The following is an 18,556-nucleotide window of genomic DNA, read 5'->3' on the forward strand; positions in this document are numbered from 1 at the left end:
GCATGACGACCAACTGCTACATCATCGGGGGAACCAGGGTCCTCACCCAGTGCGCCGGGCAGCTGCTCGACGCGGGCGTGCGCATCGAGGGAATCCTCAGCGACGAGCCGGCGGTCGTCGCGTGGGCCGGCGAACACGCCGTGCCCGTGCTCGACCCGTACGGCGACCTGGCGGCGACGCTCTCCGGGCGGAAGTTCGACTACCTGTTCAGCATGGTCAACTTCCGTATCCTGACGGCGGACGTCCTGGACCTGCCCGAGGTCGCCGCGGTCAACTTCCACGACGGGCCCCTGCCCCGCTACTCCGGCAGCAACGTCCCGGCCTGGGCCCTTTACGAGGGCGCGACCCGGCACGCGGCGACCTGGCACCGGATGACGGAGGCCGTGGACGCCGGCAGCGTCCTGCTCGAACGCTGGTTCCCGGTCCGCGACCACTCCACCGCGCTCTCGCTGACGTACGAGACCGCCGAGGCCGGCATCGAGCTGTTCAAGGACCTCGTCCCGCACGTCGTGGCGGGCACCCTCCCCGACCCCGTCGACACCGCTGACCGCGAGCGGCGGTTCTACCGGCGGTCCGCCCGCATGGCCTCCGGCGGGCTCGTCCACGCCGGCACCTCGGCCGCCGAGGCCACCCGGATCTCCAAGGCCCTGGACCACGGCACCTTCCCGAACCCGCTCGGCGTACCCACGCTCGTCACCGAACAGGGCACCGTTCTCACCCGGCAGATCCGGCTCATCCCCCGGGACGAGACCCGCACGGACACCGTCGTGCGGTCGGTGACCACCTCGGCGCTGACCCTGTCCGCCCCGGACGCCGACCTCGTCCTCAGCGACTTCGCCGCCCTCGACGGCAGCGCCCTCAGCGGCCAGGCCGCCGCACAGCGACTCGGCGCCGTCGAAGGCGCACCCCTGCCTCCCGTCGGCGAGGAACGGCTCGCCGCCATCGCCGCCGCCCAGAAGCCGCTGCGGGCCCACGAACCGTGGTGGAGCGCGCGGCTGCGGGACCTGCGCCCGGCGCGGCTGCCCGTCGACGACTTCAGTGCCGGCGCGGCGCACTACGGCCGCTACGAGCTCGCGTTCGTCCCCGGCTCCCGCGAGGAGGCGATCGGTGTCGTCCGCGCCTTCCTCGACGTCGTGGCCGAGCGCGCGGGCGAGCGGACCTTCGACTTCGCCTGGTCGTCGTCGGCCGCCCGCGCACGGGCCGAGGAAACCCACGGCATCGCCGCCGCGCGCTTCCCCGTACGGTTCGACGGCGACAGCGCCCGTGCCCTGCGCGACAAGCTCGACGAGGCCGCCGCCCGGCACGGCTACGCCGCCGACCTCGAGGTCCGGCTCGGCCTCGCGGGACGCCCCCTGGGCTCCGGGGAGCCGACGTTCACCGATGTGATGGTCCTCGAACGCAGCGCGGGGGAGGAGGCGTCGGCCGAACCGCACACCGAGCTCGCGCTGCTGTGCCTGCAGGACGGCCCGCCGACCGTCTTCATCCGCGACACCGCGATGGGACGCGACGAGGCGCTGGAGTTCACCGAGCGGGTCGAGGACCTCGCCCTGGCCGCCCTGTTCCACGGCGACGAGACGCAGCCCGCGCCCCGGCCCGACGCCACCCGGCCGGAACCCGAGGAGACGACGGCGACGACGGCACCCGGCGGCGCGACCGTACTCGGCCTGTTCGCCGCCGCGGTCGCCGACCGGCCCACGGCCACCGCCGTGCGCAGCGGCACCCGCACCCTCGACTACGCCGCCCTGGACTCCTGGGCCGACGCGATCGCCGCCCGTCTGCACGACCAGGGCATCGAGTCCGGATCGGTCGTCGGTGTCCTGGTCGAACGGGGCATCCACCTGATCCCCGCCCTCCTCGGCATCCTCCGGTCCGGCGCCGCCTTCCTCCCGCTCGACCCGGCGTACCCCACGGACCGGCTGCGCGGGTACACCGAGGCCGCGCGGTGCGACCTGATCGTCACCGACCGCACCACCCACGCTCTCGGCGCCTCCCTGGGCACCGCCCTGCGCGTACCGGAGGCGGACGGGTCGGCACCGGCCGTGCCGCCGCGGGTCGGGACGGGCGACCTCGCCTACCTCCTGTTCACCAGCGGATCCACGGGCACTCCCAAGGGCGTCGAGATCGCACACGGGGCGCTCGCCAACTTCCTCACCGGGATCGGCGAGCGGCTGGGCTCCTCGGCCGAGGACGTCGTACTCGCCCACACGACGGTCGCCTTCGACATCTCCCTGCTGGAGCTGTTCCTGCCGCTGACCGTCGGCGCCACGGTCGTCCTCGCCTCCCGCGAGGTGGCGCGCGATCCGCAGCGCCTGGCCGAACTGGCCGGCGAGGTGACCGTCGCCCAGGCCACGCCGAGCATGTGGCGGCTTCTGCTGGCCACCGGGTGGACCCCGCACGCGGAGCTCACCGCCCTCTCGGGCGGCGAGGCCCTGCCGCGGAGCGTCGCCGAGGGCCTGCACGCCTCGGCCCGTGTCCTGTGGAACCTGTACGGCCCCACCGAGGCCACCATCTGGGCCTCCGCCCACCGCGTCACCTCCGTGGGCGCCTTCGTCCCGCTCGGCGAGCCGCTGCCGAACCTGCACCTGCACGTCCTGGACGAGCAGTTGGAGCCGTGCGCACCCGGTACGTCGGGCGCGCTCTGGATCTCCGGCGCCGGACTCGCCCAGGGGTACGCCCACCGGCCCGACCTCACGGCGGACGCCTTCATCGTCCACCCCGTCACCGGGGTGCGCCTCTACCGGACCGGTGACGAGGTACGGCTCCACACCGACGGCGCCGTCGAATGGCTCGGCCGTGCCGACGCCCAGGTCAAGGTACGGGGCAACCGCATCGAGCCCGCCGAGATCGAGCAGGTCCTGGAACGGTTCCCCGGGATCACCACGGCCGTCGTCGTCGCCGCCCGCTTCGAGGGCCGGGGTGAACCGCGTCTCACCGCCTATCTGGTCGGCGACGGCCTGCCGGCGAAGGCACGGCTGGACGAGTTCGTCGGCGCCACGCTGCCCGACTACATGGTGCCGGACGCGTACGTACGGATCGACGCGCTGCCCCTGACCGACAACGGGAAGGTGGCGCGGGCCCGGCTGCCGCTGCCGACACGCGACACGGTCCTTCGCGCCGATGCCGCGCCTGCCCCGTCCGTCACTGCTCCCGCACCTGATGTCGCCGCTGCGCCTGCCGTTCCCGCGGCCGCCGCCCTGACCACGGAGGCAGTGACCGAGCTCATCGCGCGTGTCTTCGCCGACACCGTGGGACAGCCCGGCTTCGCCGCGGACGCCAACTTCTTCGATCTCGGCGGCGACTCGGCCAACGTCACCGTCGCCGCCGTACGCCTCAGCCGCGAGCTGGGTGCGGAGGTCACCGCTCCGTCGATCTTCGCGACCGGCACGGCTACCAAGCTGGCCCGTCTGCTGGCCGCCGACGGACTGGTGCAGATCCCCGAGCCGGAGCCGGAGCCGCAGCCGGAGGCGCATACCGCCGTCTCCGCCGCCGAGCCCGTACGGGAGACGGCGGTGGACGAGAAGCGGCCTGTGACGGTTCTGGCGGAATCCGAACATCCGAGGCCCGGGCCCGTGCGGGAGGACGCCCCCGGCGGTGCGCTCGCCGTGGTCGGGATGGCGTGCCGGTTCCCCGGCGCCACCACCCCGGACGAGTTCTGGCTCAACCTGGTCAACGGCGTCTCCAGCGTCGGTGACGCGCCGGCGGGCCGGCGCGGCTGGGCCCACCTGTGGACCGATGCCGAGGCCGACGAGGTGCAGATGGGCTGGGCCGACGGAGTCGAGTACTTCGACCCCGCACGCTTCGGCCTCACCGACCGCGAGGCCCGGCGCCTGGACCCCCTGCAGCGCATCCTGCTGAGCGTGACCGCCGAGGCGCTGGAGAGCAGCGGCCACGACCACGTGTCGCTCGGGGCCGACACCGGCGTCTTCATCGGCACGATCGCGAGCGACTTCCCGGAGCTGGTGGCGCGGAGCATCGGCCACGGCGACCCGCACGTCGCCACGGGCACCGCGATCTCCATGGTCGCCAACCGGCTGTCGCACGTCTTCGACTGGTCGGGACCGAGCGTGGCCGTGGACACAGCATGCTCGTCGTCCCTCGTCGCCCTGCACCAGGCCGCCATGCACCTGCGGTCGGGTGACGTCGACGCCGCCGTCGTGGGCGCGGCCAACCTGGTCCTGACGCCGGACAAGACGCGCTCCTTCGCACGCAACGGCATGCTGTCCCCCCAGGGCCTGTGCCGGGCCTTCGACGAGGGGGCCGACGGTTACGTCCGCGGCGAGGGCTGCGGCGTCGTCGTCCTGAAGCGGCTCGCGGACGCCCGGCGCGACGGGGACCCGGTCCTCGCCGTGCTCCGCGGTACCGCCGTCAACCACACCGGCGGCAGCGCCGGCTTCCTCACCGCGCCCAGCAGGCCCGCCCAGACGGCGGTGCTGCGCAAGGCACTCGCGGCCTCCGGGGTCGCCGCCGGCGACATCGGCTACGTCGAGGCGCACGGCACCGGCACACAGCTCGGTGACCTCATCGAACTCGAAGCGCTGCACGCGGTCCTCGGCAAGGAGGCCGCGCACCCGGTCCCCGTGGGATCGGTGAAGACGAACATCGGCCATCTGGAGCCCGCCGCCGGCATCGCGGGACTCATCAAGACGATCCTCGCCCTCCAGGCCGGAAGCATCCCGCCGTCCCTCAACTTCACCACCCCGAACAAGTCGTTCGACTTCGCGGCCTCCCCGCTGTTCGTCGCCGACCGGCACCTGCCCTGGGAGGGGCCGCGGATCGCGGGCGTCAGCAGCTTCGGCTTCGGCGGCGCGAACGCCCACGTGGTGGTCGAGGCAGCTCCCCGCGTCGAGGAGGACGCCGCGGACCGCGACCGGCTGCTCCGGCTGCTGACCCTGTCGGCGGTGTCGGAAGCGGCGCTGCGCACCCTGGTGCACCGCCTCGTGCTGATGCTGCGGTCCCCGTACTGCCCGTCCCTCAGGTCGCTGAGCGAGGCGAGCCGCAGGCGTCCGGGGGCGGCACACCGGCTCGCCTGCGTCGTCGACAGCCTCGAACAGCTCGACGACAAGCTGCGGCTGTTCCTGGCCGGAGTGGACGACGCCCGCTCCCTCTACCTGGGGGTGGCCGACGGCTCCGGGCACACGGAGAAGGCGGCGGCCCAGGACTGGGCGAGCCGGGAGGAACTGGAGGCGGTGGCCCGGCAGTTCGTCACGGGCGCCGACCTCTCCACCGGGCCGGGCCGGGCGGGCGTACGCTTCCCGACCGCGCCGCACGACGAGAAGTACCTCTGGCTGGAGCCGACCGGACAGCCGCAGCCGCAGCCGACGCCCCCGGCGCCGGGCGAGGCTCGCCCCCGCGCGGCCCAGCAGGGTGACGTCCGCAGCGAGGCCGCCGCGACCAGTCGTACGACCGACTCGTGGGCGGAACTCCCCGAGGCCGCCGAGCACGTGGTCCTCGGCAGGCCGACCCTGCCCGGGGCGGCCTACCCCGGCAAGGTGGCCGAGTTCGTCGGCCGCGAACGGTTCGGCCTGCGCGACCTGACGTTCCGCAGAGGCGTCGAGACCCCCGCGACCCTGTCGGCCGAACGAGACGGAGCACAGGTCACGTTCCGCGACGGCAACGGCGCCCTCGTGTGTACCGCCGAGCTGACCGCGCCGGAACAGCCGGTGCTCCCCGTCCCGCCGTCCGGCGACGGCTTCACCACCGTCGAACTCGACGCGCTCTACCGCGCGTTCGAACGCGACGGACTCTCCTACGGCTCCGCCTTCCGGACCGTCGCCGCCCTCTCCACCGCACCCGGTCAGGCGACGGGCGTGCTCCGCGCCGGGGCCGCCCCCGACGGTGTGGTCGACGCGCGGCTCCTCGACGGCGCCTTCCAGGTCGCCCTCACCGCGTGCGGCGCGCAGGGCCTGTACGTGCCGTTCGCCGTCGAACGGCTCACGGTTCTCGGCCGTGTCCCGGCCACCGTCCGCGTGTACGCCCGGCGCGACCGGGAGACCCGTCCCGACTCCGGTCTGCTGACCGCGAGTCTGGTGATCCTCGACGGTGATGAGCCGGTGCTGGAAGCCCGCGGCATCACCTGGAAGCGGCTGTCCAGCACGCCGTCGGCCGGTGCCCCGCGACCCGTCACGGCCCGGGGCGCCGGCGCCGGTTCCGGCCGGCCCGTGGTCCCGGCCGCCGAAAGCAACGGTCACCGCCCCGTGCCCGCCCGGCCCGCGCCCGGCACCGGACAGGGCGACGGTCTTGACGCCGCCCTGGCCCGGTGGGTGGCCGACGCCCTGGAGACGGGGATCGACGAGCTCGAACCGGACCGCCCGTTGCAGGAGCAGGGGCTCGACTCCGTGCTCGCCGTCGCGCTGGCGCAGGACCTCCGCGACAGGCTGGGCGTCGACATCCCCGTGACCCTCGTCCTCGAAACCGGATCGGTCGACCGGCTCGCCGCCGAGCTCCGTGAGGAGTACGGCGTCACCGCCGTTCCCGGCGAGGCCGCGCACACCGCGGAGCCGGGAGACGCCACGTCCACCGCGGAGCCGGGAGACGCCACGTCCACCGCGGAGCCGGAAGATGCCACGTCCACCGCGGAGCCGGAGGACGCCACGTGCTCGGATCCTCGGGACCAGGAACTCGCCCCCCTGGCAGAGCCGTTCGTCACTCCCGCAGCGCCGGCCGCCGGCACGCCCGACCCGGCACGGCGCGACATCGCCGTCATCGGCGTCGACGGTGTCTTCCCGAACGCCGCCGACACCGGGGAACTGTGGCGGGTCCTGCTCGACGGTGAGGACTGCCTCAGCGAAGTACCCGCCTCCCGCTGGGACATCGACGCCTACTACGGCACCGACGGCAGGCCCGGCACCGTGTACCTCAGGCGGGCCGGCTTCGTCGACGGGCTGACCGACTTCGACCCCGGGTTCTTCCGGCTGTCACCCGCCGAAGCGCAGTGGATCGACCCGCAGCAGCGGCATCTGATCCAGTCGGCCTGGCGCGCCCTGGAGGACGCCGGGCTGGCGGGGAAGCCGCACCGCTCCACGGGCGTGTTCGTGGGCGCCAGTTACCAGCACTACCGCGACGTGGTCGTCGACGACGTCGTCCAGACCGCGGCCGGCCTCGGCAACCACAACGCGATCCTCGCCAACCGGCTCAGCTACTTCCTCGACCTGCACGGCCCCAGCATGACGGTGGACACGCTCTGCTCGTCGTCGCTGGTGGCCCTGCACACGGCGGTGCGGAGCATCCGCAACGGGGAGTGCGAGCAGGCGATCGTCGCCGGTGTGCACATGGGGATGTCGCCCCAGTACTTCCAGCTCGGCTCACGCCTCAGGTCGTTCTCGCCCACCGGCAGGTCGCGTGCCTTCGACGCCGGTGCGGACGGGTTCGTACCGGGCGAGGGGGTCGTGTCGGTCGTGGTGAAGCCCTTGGCGGCGGCGCTGCGCGACGGGGACCGGGTGCGCGGTGTGATCCGGGGGACCGCGGTCAATCACGGCGGCCGCACGAGCGGCCTCACGGTTCCCAGCGGTGGGGGGCAGCAGGAGGTCGTGGCCGCGGCTCTGGCGGACGCGGGGGTGTCGCCGGAGTCGATCGGTCTGGTCGAGGCGCACGGCACGGGCACGGGACTGGGCGATCCGATCGAGGTGGAGGGGCTGACGCGGGCGTGGCGCCGCTTCACGGCGCGGTCGCAGTTCTGCGCGCTCGGCTCCCTGAAGAGCAACATCGGCCACCTGGAGCCCGCGGCAGGGCTCGCGGGCCTGGTGAAGGTCCTGCTGGCGCTGGAGCACGGGGTCGTCCCGCCGACGGTGAACGTGTCGCGGCCGAACGACCACATCCGCTTCGAGGGAACGCCGTTCTACCTCGCGGACCGGCCCGTCGAGTGGCCGCGTACGGGCGGACCGCGTCGTGCGGCGGTGAGCGCCTTCGGCATGGGCGGCGTCAACGCGCACGTCATCGTCGAAGAGGCACCGGACGTGCCCGCCCCTGCGGGCCTGGTGCAGGACAGCCATCTCGTACGGGTCACCGGCGCCGACGAGGCCGCCGTGCGTGCCCTCGCCGCCGCCTACGCCGACCACGTGGCCGTCACGCCCGAGGACCGGCTGGGGCATCTCGCCTTCACCGCGAACACCGGCCGCGCCGCGCAGCGCCACCGTGTCGCCGTGCACGGTGCCACTGCCCGGGAGCTGGCCGGCCGGCTCGCCGATGTCGCGGCCGGCCGTGCACCCGTCGTCCGGCGCACCGGCAAGCCCGCCACCACGGCCTTCCTGTTCACCGGCCAGGGCGCCCAGTACCCCGGCATGGGCCGGGACCTGTACACCACGGAACCGTACTTCCGCGACGCGCTGGACGAGTGCGCCGACCTCCTCGTCCCGCACACCGACGTCCCGCTGCTCGACCTGCTGTGGGGCGACGCCCAGCACCTGCTGGACCAGACCCGGTACGCGCAGCCAGCCATCGTCAGCGTCGAGGTGGCCCTGGCCCGGTTCCTGCGGGCCGCCGGGGTGCGCCCCGACGCCGTCGCGGGGCACAGCCTCGGCGAGCTCACCGCCGCCTGGGCCGCCGGCGTGCTCTCCCTGCCCGACCTGCTCCGCCTGACCGCCCTGCGCGGACAGCTCATGCAGGACCGGCCCGCGACCGGCGCCATGGCGGTCGTCCACACCGACACCGACACCCTCACCGCCGCGCTACGGGCCCATTCCGGCCTCGAGATCGGCGCCTACAACGCGCCCCAGGTCCACACCGTCACGGGCCCCGCCGACGCGCTCGCCCGCTTCCGCGAGGAGACCCCGCACCGGACCCAGCTCCTCACGGTCAGCCACGCCTTCCACTCCGCCGACATGGAACCGGCCGTCGCGCCTTTCGCCGAGGCCGTGGCCGCCACCGCCCTCAAGCCGCCCGCCGTCCCGTTCGCGGCCACCCTCACCGGGACCTGGCACACCCCGGACTCCGCCGTCGACGCCGGGCACTGGGCCGAGGCCATCCGCCGGCCCGTCCGCTTCACCCAGGCCCTGACGGCCCTCGCCGAGACCAGCCCGCAGGCCGTCTGGGAGATCGGCCCCCACCCCCACCTCACACCCCTGGCCCGTACGACCCTCGCCGAGCCGCACCCCCTCTGGCTCACCACTCTCCACCGCGGGCGCAAGGACCAGGTCCAGCTCCACACCGCCCTGGCCGCCCACCACAACCGCACGGGCGCCGACCTGAACTGGAGCGCGCTCCACGAGGGCAAGCAGCACCGCACGACCACCATTCCCACCTATCCGTTCCACCGAGAGCCGCTGGCCGCGCCCCCCGCTCGCCGCCGCGCCGTGACGAACGCCGTCAGCCACCCGCTGTTCGACCGCCACTACGAGCACCGGAGCGAGGGACAGTGACGCACCGAGCCGAGACCTATGAGAAGACCTTCGCGGGACACGAACCCCTCATCGCCCAGCACCGCGCCGCGGGCACCGGACTGCTGCCCGCCGCGGTGCAGATGGAGATGGCGATGGTGGGCGTCGCCCGGCTCGGGCCGTTCACGCCGCTGGAGCTCACCGACGTGGCCTTCCTCAGGCCCCTCACCATCGCCGACGACGCGACGGCGGCCGTCCGGCTCGACGTCAGCCACGACCCGGACACCAGCTTCGAACTGAGCATCGTCGTGGCCGGGGAACGCAAACAACTGTCCACCGGCCGCGGCCGGCGGCTCCCGGACGGCTCGACGCCCAGGGCCGTCCCACAGGTGACCGGCACGCGCACGATCACCCCGGACGACCTGTACGAGAGCTGGTCGCGCGCCGGCCTGCGGTACGGGCCCGACTTCCGCACGGTCCGGGAGCTCACCGTCGGGGAGGGCGCCGCCCGAGGCGTCCTCCGCAGCGACGCCGAGCCCATGCCGTGGTTCGCCCACCCCCTGCTGACGGACGGCGTGTTCCAGGTCGTGAGCTGCGCACTCCAGGACCTCTCGGGAGCGACCGGACCGCAGCCCATGCTGCCGATCGGCGTGGCGCGCGTCGCCGTCTACACCGATCTGTCGGCCCTGTCGTCCGGGGCCGGCGTCCTGGTCCGCCGGACCGGTGTCGACGGCGCCTACTCGACGGCCGACGCCGTGGTCCTCGGGCCGTCGGGCGAGGTCGCCGCGGAGTTCGAAGGTGTCCGCATGCGCCGTACGGCCGCGGTGCCACGAGGTCCCGTAGCTGGGGGTACCTCCCAGGCGAAGCTCTGGGGGAGCGTCGCGGGCCCGACAGGATCGCCCGTACCGGGCCTGGGAGCCGGGCCGTCGGGGCAGGCCGTGCAGCCCGTCTCCCGCATCCACTGGCGGCCCGCGCCCGGCCCCGAGCGCGAGCCCGAGCAAGGCACCTGGGTGGTCCTCCACCACGGCGACGCCTCCGGCGAGCGCACGGCCCGGCAGCTGCGCGCCGAGGGTGCCCGCGTGATGGAGGTCGGCCTCGGCACGTCCGCCGCGCACCCGGCACAGGACCGCGACCACCTCGTCCTGCCGCACGCCGACGAGGACGGATTCCGGCGGCTGTGGGAGGCCGTCGGAGACCCGGTGGCGGGAGTCGTGCACCTGTGGAACGCCACCGAACCGGCCGATGACAGCGCGGAGGACACCGAACTCCGCGCCGGACTGTACGGGTGCTTCGCCGCCCTGAAGACGCTCGGCGAGCGGCAGCGCAAGTCCCGCTTCCTCGTGGTGACCCGGCACGCCCAGCCGGTGGCGGACGACGACACGCCCGTGCCCGCCCGCGCGGCCCTGTGGGGTCTCGTCCGCACGGCGGCCATCGAGTACCCCGGCCTGCGCCCCCGGCTCGTCGACCTCGACGACGCCGACGACGACGCACTCACGGCGGAACTCGGCGACGGCCCCACGGAGGTCGGCTACCGGCGCGGCGTCCGCCACGAGCCCGTCCGCCTGTTCGACGAGCAGGCCCGCCCGGTGAGCCGGCCCATCAGGCAGGGCGGCCGGTATCTCGTCCTCGGCGGGCACGGGGGACTGGGCCTGGAGGTGGCCCGCCGGTTCGCCGCGGAGGGCGCCGGACTCGTCGCGCTCGTCAGCCGGAGCGGCGCGGCGGGCGCCGACCGGTCCCGCCTGGCCGGGATCGGATCGGCGGGATGCACCGTCGTGTCGTACGCCGCCGACATCACCGCCCCCGGTGAGCTCCGGGCCGTCGTGGAACGCATCCGCGGCGAGCACGGCGAGCTGCACGGCGTGGTCCACGCGGCGGGCACCCTCAAGGACGGACTGATCCGGTCCACCACCGCCGAGGACATCACCGCGGTCATGCGGCCCAAGTCCGACGGCGTCCGCGAACTCGCCGCCGCCGTCGCCGGAACGGACCTCGACTTCGCCGTCCTGTTCGCCTCCGTCTCCGGCACCTTCGGCAACCTCGGCCAGGGCGGGTACGCCGCCGCCAACGCTTACCTGGACGCCTTCGCCCACGCGCGCGGCACGCCCTGGCTCAGCGTCGACTGGGGCCTGTGGGGCGAGGTCGGCATGGGCACGGCGGTCGCGGACCAGCTGCGGCGCCGGGGCGTCCGGCCACTGGGCACGGCCGAGGCCCTGGACGCGCTGATCGCCGTCCTGGGCGGGGACGCCCGCCAGGTGGTCGTCGCCCATCCCGACGGCACGGAGCCCCGGCCGAACGCCGGCGACCGGCGCGCCACCGCGGCCACGCGGACGCCGGCCTCCCCGGAACACGACGACTTGGGTGGCGTACACGCCGAAGAGGGCCGGGAGCGGGTGGAGGACGAGCTGGAGGGCTTCCTCGCCGAACGACTCGGCGTGGCCTCCTTCGACCGCCGTACACCGCTCGCCGACTACGGCATGAGCTCCATCATGAGCGTCGAGCTGTCGGAGGAGCTGTCCCGCCGGTGGGGCCTCCACCTCCCGGCCACCCTCTTCCTGGAACACGGCGACTTCGCGGAACTCGCACGGGCGTTGACGGACCGGTACGGTGCGGCCGGCGCGGTGCAGGCGCCGGCCGCCCGGGAGACCCGGGAACCGGCGGCGCCGGCCACACAGGACGTGCGGGAGCCCGAGCCGGAGGCCGCCCCGGCTGCCCGTCCTCAGCGGGCGGACACCGGGCGGGGCACGGACGTGGCCGTGGTCGCCGTCTCCGGCGACCTGCCCGGAGCGCCCGACGTGGCCGGTCTGTGGCCGCTGCTGCGCTCCGGCGGACACGCTTTCACCGAGATCCCGGCCGAACGCTGGGACATCGACGCGCACTTCGAGCGACGCGGCCCCCGCATGACGGGGACCTACTGCCGCACCGGCGCCTTCCTCGACGACATCGACCGCTTCGATCCGTCGTTCTTCGGCATCTCCGCGCGCGAGGCCGAGGAGATGGACGCCCAGCAGAAGCTGCTGCTCGAACACGCCTGGGCGGTACGCGACGAGAGCGGTCTCGCCGGCCGCCGCGACATAGGCGTCTTCGTCGGCGCCACGTACACCCACCACCGCGACGCCCAGGGCCTGGACACCGTCGGACCGCACACCGCGCTCGGCTCCCTGAACGCCGTGCTGGCCAACCGCATCTCCTACGCGCTCGACCTGACGGGCCCTTCGCAGACCGTCGACACCCTGTGCTCCTCCTCCCTCGTCGCCGTCCAGCAGGCGGTCGCCGCGCTGCGCGCCGGAACCTGCGCCGCCGCGATCGTGGCGGCCTGCCACGTCGGGCTCACCCCCTGGTACTACCGCAGCCTCAGCCAGCTCGGGGCCCTGTCGGAGACCCTGCCGCGCCCCTTCGACAACCGCGCCGACGGCTTCGTCCCCGGCGAGGGAGCGGTCGCCGTCATGCTCAGGCGTCTTGAGGACGCCGAGCGCGACGGTGACCGGATCTGGGGCGTGATCCGCGGGACGGCCGTCAACCACGGCGGCCGCGGCAGCGCCCTGCCCGTGCCCCGCAGCGAGGCCCAGACCGCCGTCATCCGCGCCGCCCTCGATGACGCCCGCGTAGCCCCGGCGGACATCTCCCTGATCGAGAGCCACGGCACGGCGACCCGGCTGGGCGACCCGATCGAGATCGCCGCGCTCACCGAGGTGTTCGGCGACGACCCGGACCGCCGTACGCCGGTGCACATCGGCTCGGTGAAGGCCAACGTCGGCCATCTGGAGCCGGCCGGCGGACTCGCCGGACTGGTCAAGGTCCTCCTTTGCCTGCGGCACGGGGAGATCCCGCCCCTCGCGGGCTACGAGACCCCCGGCGCGCACCTCGACCTCACCGGCGGGCCCTTCGTGATACCGACGGAACCGCGGCCGTGGCGCTCCGACGGGCCGCGCCGCGCGGGGATCAGCGCCTTCGGCATGGGCGGCACCAACGCGCACATCGTCGTGGAGGAGTACTCCGCCGCACCGCCCGCCGCGGACGCCCCCGTGCCCTCCCGTCTGGGCGAACACCTCCTGCTCCTGTCCGCGCACACGCCGGAGGGACTGGCCCGGCGGGCGGCGGACCTGGAACGACTGCTGCGGGCCGAGCCGTCGGCCGCGGGTGCGCTGTGCCGATCGGCCGCCGTGGGACGCGAGCACCTGCGGTACCGCGTCGCGGTCCTCGGCTCCACGGCCGACGCCCTGCTGGCCGGGCTGGCGCAGACAGCGCGCCGGGGCGGCGAGGCCCACGGATCCGTCCTGCGCGACGGGACGGTCCTGGAGAACGGAGCCCGTACGGCCGACGCCGCGCTCGCCGCCCGCACGGCTCCCTTCACGTCGCACACCCCCGAAAGGCTCGCGGCTCAACTGCGCGTCCCGGACGACCGGTTGAGCACCGGACTGGCCTTCTTCCACGTCGGCGGCGGAACCGTCGACTGGCGCCAGGTGCACGAGGGGACGCCGGTCCGGCGGGTCACTCTGCCGCCCTACCCCTTCCGGGCCGAATCCTTCCGGACGGGCTCCACGGGGACGGAGGACACGGACGACGGCACGGCCGACGTGACCGGGACCGTCCACCGGCTGTCCCGCGCCCACCGCGTGTTCGGTGAGGAGACCGTGCCGGGGGCGCTGACGCTGGCCCTGGCACTCGGGAGCGCCGACGTCCTGCGGCGGATCGCGTTCGTGGGCCGGGGCACCGGACTCCACGCCCTCACCAGCGACCTGGACGATCCCGCCCGCACGGGGCCGGTCACCTTCCGGCACGGCGACCGGATCGTCGCCCGTCTCGAAACGGGCCGCGCGGACGAGGTGCTCGGCGACACGTCCGGCGACCGTGACATCGACGCCCTGCGCGCCGGGCTCGACCGGACGCTGGAACCCACGGGCCTGTACGCCTGGTTCGCGGCCACGGGGATGGACTTCGCCGCACCCCTGCGATCCCTCGCGGAAGTGCGCTTCGGGCCGGCCCGCGTGCTCGCCCGGGTCGACGGCTCCACCGGCGACGACCTGGAGAGGGCCGCGGTCGCCCTCGACGCCGCCCTGCAGAGCATGGCCGTCCTGACCCTGGCCGACCCGGCCGCGGCGTCGGCGACGTATCTGCCGGTGTCCATCGGGCGGGTCGTACGGCGGGACGATCCGGTGCGGACGGCCTACGTACTGCTCGACGCCGACGACACCGCGCCGGACGGGTTACGGCGCGGGCACGCCACCCTGCTATCCGCGGAAGGCCGGGTGCTGGTGCGCCTTGAGGACGTGGAGTACCGGACGGTGACGGGGAATGGCGTACCCGAAGCGGCCGAGGAGCCGCGGCAGGACGTGCCCCGGCCGGCCGTGACCGCGTCCTCGCCCGCCCCCGGGGCCGGAATCGAGGCCTCGGTGGTCGCCGTCGTGCGCAGCGCCCTGCACGATCCGAGCGTCACGGCCACCACCTCGCTGTCCTCCGCCGGGCTCGACTCGATGCTCGCGACGGCCATCGCGGCCGACATCGAGGAGACCCACGGCGTAAGGCTGAGCCCCACGGACGTCCTGGACGCGGCGGACTGCCGCGCCCTGGCCTCACGTGTCGCCGAGCAGACCGACGCGCCCGGGAGGACCGCCGCACCCGCCACGCCCACGGTCACCGCCGAACCCACGCCCGATCCGAAGGACATGGCCGTCATCGGCCTCGCCCTCGCCCTGCCCGGCGCCCGGAACCCGGCAGAGTTGTGGTCGCTGCTCACCCGGGGAGGCATGGAGATCAGCCCCGCGCCCGCTCACCGCTGGGGGCCGTACGCGGAGGGCTCGGAGTCCGACGTGGGCGGCTTCCTCGGCAATGTCGAGGAGTTCGACGCCCGCTTCTTCGACTTCTTCCCCAAGCAGGCCGACGCGCTCGACCCCCAGGCCCGCTGGCTGCTGCGGACGACCTGGGAGGCACTGGAGTCGGCCGGCCTCCCGCCGCGTCAACTTCCCTCGTCCACGGGCGTGTTCGTGGGCGCCAGCTACCAGCACTACCGCGACTACAACATCGCGCCGGAACTGGACGCCCAGAGCGGCCTCGGCAACCACAACGCCTTCCTCGCGAACCGGCTCAGTCACTTCCTGGACCTGCACGGTCCGAGCATGACGGTGGACACCTTGTGCTCGTCGTCGCTGGTGGCCCTGCACACGGCGCTGCGCAGCATCAGGAACGGCGAGTGCGAACAGGCCGTCGTCGCAGGTGTCCGGGTCGCCATGTCGCCGCTGCACTACGTGGCCATGAGGAACCTGCGGGCCCTGTCGCCTTCGGGTGCGTCGCGTGCTTTCGACGCGGCGGCGGACGGGTTCGTGCCGGGTGAGGGTGTGGTGTCGGTGGTGGTGAAGCCGTTGGCGGCGGCCCTGCGTGACGGGGACCGGGTGCGCGGTGTGATCCGGGGGAGCGCGGTCAACCACGGGGGCCGCACGAGCGGGTTGACGGTGCCGAGCGCTCGCGCGCAAGGGGACGTCGTCACCGAGGCTCTGCGGGATGCGGAGGTCTCGCCGGAGACGATCGGGTTGCTGGAGGCGCATGGTACGGGGACGAGTCTGGGTGATCCGATCGAGGTCGACGGGCTGACCCGGGCCTGGCGGGGGCATACGGGTCGCGCGCAGTTCTGTGCGATCGGGTCTCTGAAGTCGAATATCGGTCATCTGGAGCCGGCTGCGGGTCTGGCGGGTCTGGTGAAGGCCCTGTTGGCGATGGAGCATGAGGTGATTCCGCCGACGCTGCACGTCACCCGTCCCAATGACCACATCCGTTTTGAGGAGACTCCGTTCTACCTGGCCGATCGCCTGCGGCCCTGGCCGAGGGGCGGACATCCGCGGCGGGCCGCGATCAGCGCGTTCGGCATGGGCGGTGTCAACGCCCATGTCATCGTCGAGGAGCCACCGCCGGTGCCGGTCCGTGCGGGGGCGGTCCAGGACAGCCATCTGGTGCGGGTGACCGGCGTCGACGACGTCGCCGTACGCGCCCTCGCCACCGCATACGCCGACCGCTTCGACACGGCACGCGACGACTGGGAGACCGCCGACCTCTGCCACACGGCCAACGTCGGCCGCTCGCCCCTGGAGTTCCAGACGGCCGTGAGCGGTCGCGACGCCGCCGAGCTCGCGACGGCGCTGCGTGCCGTCACCGCCGGCAGAGTGCCGATCGCCCGCGTCGACAGCGGCCTGACCGCCGAACAGGCCCTGGCCCTGGCCCTGGGGGACACGGTTCCGGCCGGGGAACCGGACCGCCACACCGCCGTCGTCGCCATGGTGAGAGCCGGATACGCGCACGTCGAGTGGGCGGCGCTCTCCGCGCCCGGAGCACGGGTCACGGACCTGCCCACCTATCCGTTCGTTGCGCAGAAGCACTGGCACATGCACGAGGCCGTGGCATCGCCCCTCCCCGAGGCAGCCGCAGCCGGAACCACAGCCGCAGCCGGAACCGCCGCCGCGGCCGGAGGCACGACGGCGGAAGCAGGAGCCCGGCTCCGCCCCGAAGCCCGCCCCGAAGCCCTCCGGGTCGAGTGGCGCTCCGGCGAACTTCCCTCTGCCATCCCCCCGTTGCGGCATTCTTCGGTGCGCCTCGTCACCACGGACCCCGCCCTGCGGGACGCGCTCACGGCCGCTCTTCGCGACCGGGGCACGGTCGTCGAGGAGACCGGGCTGAGCGCGGACACGGTCGTCGTGGTGGACACCCCGGGCCGACAGGCCGCCGAACCCTACGACCTGAGCGCTTTCTGGTCCGAACTCGGCGCCCTTGTCCAGGCGTTGCCCGCACACGGGAAGCTGCTCTGGGCGGGACATCATGGCGCGGCCGTGCACGAGGCGGAACGCGGACGGCTCCGTCCGGAGGCCGCCGCCATGGCCATGGCCGTACGGGCGGCCTGTGCGGAGAGCCGGAAGCACTCCGCCGTCGTCGACCTGGACCCGGCAGACCCGGCCGGCGTCCGGGCCCGGCAGATCGCCGCCGAGTACGCGGCCCTGCTCCACTGCCCCGACGCCGGTCCGGGCACGGACCCGCTCTCCGGCACCTTCGTGGCCTACCGCCACGACATCAGGTACGTGCCGAAGACGGTCACCGCCCCGCCCGGTCCGTCCTACGAGCCGTCCGGTGACGGCTACTACCTGGTGACCGGCGGACTGGGCGCGGTCGGACGGCATCTGATCCGCCGGCTCGTCGACCGGGGAGCGCGTCGCATCGGCGTGGTGGGGCGGTCCGTGATCGACGATGCCCACTCCGTACCGCTGCGGGAGCTGTCGAGGCAGGCAGAGGTGAAGTACCTGCCCTGTGACGTCTCCGACGCGTCGGCTCTGGCCGCCGTGGCGCGGGAGTTCGGGGCGCGATGGGGCCGCCTGCTCGGTGTCGTGCACTGCTCCGGCGGAGTCAACCCCTTCGGTGCGATGCACCGCCGGCCCTGGAGCGACGCCGCGAAGGTCCTCGCCCCGAAGGTCCCGGGCTCGCTGAACGCCGTACGCCTGGCTCAGGAGCAGGGCGCCGACTTCGCGGTCCTGGTGTCCTCGATCGCGGGCACGCAGGCCCGGGCCGGCCGGGGCCTGGTCGACTACAGCCTGGCCAACGCCTACCAGCTGGCGTTGGCCGAGAGCGAGAACGGCACCGCCACCACGGTCACCGCGCACGCGTGGCCCAACTGGACGGCCACCGGCATGGAGGCGGACGCCTCCTATTCCGCCGCGCACTCCATCGGCACCGGAGAGGCGGCAGACGCGTTCCTCGACCACGTACGGTCGGGCGGCGCGGTCGTCTTCCCCGGCACCGCTCCCACGCCCGCAGAGCCCGGCGCTGCCGCCGTGCCGGCGCGGGTCGCGGCGCCGTCCGGGACGTGGGGCGCGGCCACCGAGATCCGTACCGTGATCTCCCCACCGACGACCGGCGGACGGGACCACGAGGTGATGCGCGGTCATGTCCGGGACGCCTTCGTGCACGTGCTGGGCGAGGACCCGGGCGACCGCCCGATCCAGGCGCTGGGACTGGACTCCCTGGTCATCGCCGAGCTGACCACGGCCCTGGAGCAGCGCGGCGGCCTCACCGTCGATCCGTCCCTGCTGATGCGGGCCCGTACGGCCGACGACATCGCGGCCGGTCTCGCCGGGGCCGCTTCGGGCCGGTCCACGGCCCCCGCGCAGGAGGCGTCCCCGGTTCGCTCCGTGGCCTCCGACGACCAGCGCGTCTCGGCCCTGAGCGCCCTGCTGCATCCGCTGCTGACCCGTGACCGGGACCGGTGACGCCAT

Annotated in this window: 2 protein-coding genes; both read left to right on the forward strand. The window is 74.1% G+C overall.

Translation table 11 applies throughout. The annotated features are described in order from the left end of the window. Window positions 1-2: 2 nt before the first annotated feature. Complete coding sequence (locus AC0699_RS27650) at window positions 3-9,353, forward strand: amino acid adenylation domain-containing protein (RefSeq protein WP_478665317.1); 9,351 nt, start codon at window positions 3-5, stop codon at window positions 9,351-9,353. After that, the gene (locus AC0699_RS27655; RefSeq protein ID WP_478665322.1) at window positions 9,350-18,550 is read left to right on the forward strand and encodes an SDR family NAD(P)-dependent oxidoreductase; all 9,201 of its coding nucleotides are present in this window, start codon (window positions 9,350-9,352) and stop codon (window positions 18,548-18,550) included. Before AC0699_RS27650 ends, AC0699_RS27655 begins: the two co-directional genes overlap by 4 nt. Window positions 18,551-18,556 lie beyond the last annotated feature (6 nt).

Source organism: Streptomyces sp. NPDC043870, from assembly GCF_056435785.1.

What these genes read in the sequence shown, in the direction of transcription:
- AC0699_RS27650 (WP_478665317.1), top strand. Translation starts at nt 3, where the DNA reads ATGACGACCAACTGCTACATCATCGGGGGAACCAGGGTCCTCACCCAG.